Origin of the sequence: Rhizobium sp. C4, assembly GCF_021026315.1 — a bacterium.
Taxonomy (GTDB): domain Bacteria; phylum Pseudomonadota; class Alphaproteobacteria; order Rhizobiales; family Rhizobiaceae; genus Ensifer_A.
The window spans coordinates 1-2,574 of record NZ_JAJNCX010000042.1 but is presented as its reverse complement, the minus strand read 5'-3'; the positions used below and the strand labels follow the sequence as shown (position 1 = coordinate 2,574).

At 62.5% G+C, this 2,574-nt stretch carries 3 protein-coding genes; all 3 read left to right on the top strand.

Features of this window, described 5'->3' with window-relative positions; translation table 11 throughout:
• Window positions 1–78 precede the first annotated feature (78 nt).
• From tnpA to tnpC, 3 genes are read left to right on the top strand one after another with little or no spacing between them, the layout of a single operon-like run.
• Window positions 79–489 carry an IS66-like element accessory protein TnpA gene (gene tnpA, locus LQK84_RS24980; RefSeq protein ID WP_230831487.1) on the top strand — a complete coding sequence of 137 codons (411 nt, stop codon included), beginning with the start codon at window positions 79–81 and terminating at the stop codon, window positions 487–489.
• A complete protein-coding gene (tnpB, locus tag LQK84_RS24975) occupies window positions 486–833 on the top strand; it encodes an IS66 family insertion sequence element accessory protein TnpB (protein ID WP_230831486.1) in 348 nt (115 codons plus the stop codon). Before tnpA ends, tnpB begins: the two co-directional genes overlap by 4 nt.
• Before the next feature lie 45 nt (window positions 834–878).
• Entirely contained in the window at window positions 879–2,549 is a 1,671-nt protein-coding gene (gene tnpC / locus LQK84_RS24970; protein ID WP_230831485.1) for an IS66 family transposase, read from the top strand.
• Window positions 2,550–2,574: the final 25 nt, after the last annotated feature.

The window sequence follows — 2,574 nt, the reverse complement described above, 5'->3', positions numbered from 1 at the left end:
GTACGCCTCCGGTGAGGGCCGCCTTGCGAGATTGGCGTGAACATCGGAAGTCCTAGTGCAAACACTAGGAGTAGTCCTATGACGAAGCATCCGATTGAAGTGATCACGTCCGTTGAGCGTCGGCGGCGCTGGTCTCGCGAGGATAAGGAGCGGTTGGTTGCCGCCTGCCTTGAGCCTGGTGCGGTTCTTTCAGAGATTGCGCGATCGGCCGGCATCCACGTGAGCCAGCTCTTTCGCTGGCGCAAGGAACTCTGCCAGCTTGAGGAGCCGTCGACCCCGGTATCGAGCACATTGGTGCCTGTCATCGTTTCGGAGGCCGCGCCGGCAGCCCAACCCGCGGCCTCGGAGCTGCCTGCGCCATCGCAACCGCGCCGGAAGCGCAGCGATGTAACGATTGATCTGGGCCGCGGTCGTCGTGTCCGCGTGGATAGCGATATCGACACGGAGGCACTTGGCCGCATTCTCGATTGTGTGCTGGGTCGGCGATGATCCCGGTTCCTGCTGGTGTGAAGGTCTGGCTGGCGACAGGCCATACGGACATGCGAAAGGGCTTTCCTGGCTTGTCGCTGATGGTGCAGGAGACGCTCAAGCGTGATCCGATGTGCGGACACCTGTTCGTCTTCCGCGGTCGTGGCGGCGGCCTGATCAAGGTCATCTGGCATGATGGCCAGGGAGCCTGCCTGTTCACGAAGAAGCTGGAGCGGGGCCGCTTCATATGGCCGTCGGCGGCCGATGGAACGGTGGTGATCACACCTGCGCAGCTCGGCTATTTGCTGGAGGGGATCGACTGGCGGATGCCGCAAAAAACCTGGCGGCCGACCTCGGCCGGATAAGCAAAAATGCTGGCATGGCGGGAGCGAATATGATTCCATCTCGCCATGAACGCTTCCGTCGAACAGCTTCCGGACGACCTTGCCAGTGCACTCGCACTGCTTGCCGAAGAGCGCGCGCGGCGTGTTGCGGCCGAGGCTGAAGCGGCGACAGCGAAGGCGGAAGCTGCCAGCGCAAAAGCTCTCGTGTCGCATTCCGAGGCGCTGATCGCCCGGCTGAAGCTGGAGATCGAGAAGGTTCGCCGCGAGCTTTACGGCAACCGCTCGGAGCGCAAGGCGCGGCTTCTCGAACAGATGGAACTGCAGCTCGAAGAACTCGAAGCTGATGCCGGCGAAGATGAACTCGCGGCAGAGGCGGTTGCCAAGGGTTCTACTATCAAGGCCTTCGAGCGCAAGAGACCGTCCCGGAAGCCCTTTCCCGAACATCTGCCGCGAGAGCGTGTCGTCATCGCCGCCCCGGCGAGCTGCCCCTGTTGCGGCTCGGCAAAGCTGTCGAAGCTCGGCGAGGATGTCACCGAGACCCTGGAGGTCATCCCTCGTCAGTGGAAAGTCATTCAGACCGTGCGGGAGAAGTTCTCCTGCCGTGAATGCGAGAAGATCACGCAAGCCCCAGCGCCCTTCCATGTGACACCGCGCGGCTTTGCCGGGCCCAACCTTCTGGCAATGATCTTGTTCGAGAAGTTCGCCCAGCACCAGCCGCTCAACCGTCAAAGCGAACGATATTCCCGTGAGGGGATCGATCTCAGCCTTTCGACCCTGGCCGACCAGGTTGGCGCGTGCGCTGCGGCCCTCAAACCAATCCATTCGCTGATCGAGGCGCATGTTCTGGCTGCCGAGCGTCTGCACGGTGATGACACGACGGTGCCGATCCTGGCGAAAGGAAAGACCGATACGGGCCGCATCTGGACCTATGTCAGGGATGACCGGCCATTCGGCGGCCTGGATAAGCAAAAATTGGCACCGCCCGCCGCCCTCTACTATGCCTCGCGGGACCGGCGGCAGGAGCATCCCGAGCGCCACCTGAAGACCTTCACCGGCATTCTGCAGGCGGATGCCTATGGCGGGTATAATCCGCTGTTCAAGATAGACCGCGATCCCGCGCCTCTGACCCAGGCGCTGTGCTGGGCACACGCACGCCGCAAGTTCTTCGTGCTGGCCGATATTGCCACGAACGCCAAGCGTGGCAGCAAGGCTACGCCGATCTCGCCGCTGGCGCTTGAGACTGTCCAACGGATCGACACCCTGTTCGACATCGAACGGGAGATCAACGGTCTTACCGCCGAGCAGCGCCTGGCCCGCCGTCGCCACGACAGCCAACCACTCGTCGAAGAACTGCATGGTTGGCTCCAATCCGAGCGGGCAAAGCTGTCGCGCAGTTCTCCCGTCGCCGAGGCAATCGACTACATGCTCAAGCGCTGGGATGGCTTCACGTCATTCCTCGAAGACGGCCGGATTTGTCTCACGAACAACGCCGCCGAGCGCGCGCTCAGAGGCTTTGCACTCGGCAGGAAGGCATGGCTCTTCGCCGGATCGGATCGCGGCGCGGATCGAGCCGCCTTCATGGCCACACTGATCATGACCGCCAAGCTCAATGATATCGACCCGCAAGCATGGCTCGCCGACGTTCTCGCCAACATTGCCGACACGCCGATCGGCAGGCTAGAGCAACTCCTTCCCTGGAACTGGACACCCCACACGTTGAGTGCTCAGGCGGCCTGAACCGCGGCCTTCGCCGGATGCTTAC

What these genes read in the sequence shown, in the direction of transcription:
- tnpA (WP_230831487.1), top strand. Translation starts at nt 79, where the DNA reads ATGACGAAGCATCCGATTGAAGTGATCACGTCCGTTGAGCGTCGGCGG.
- tnpB (WP_230831486.1), top strand. Translation starts at nt 486, where the DNA reads ATGATCCCGGTTCCTGCTGGTGTGAAGGTCTGGCTGGCGACAGGCCAT.
- tnpC (WP_230831485.1), top strand. Translation starts at nt 879, where the DNA reads ATGAACGCTTCCGTCGAACAGCTTCCGGACGACCTTGCCAGTGCACTC.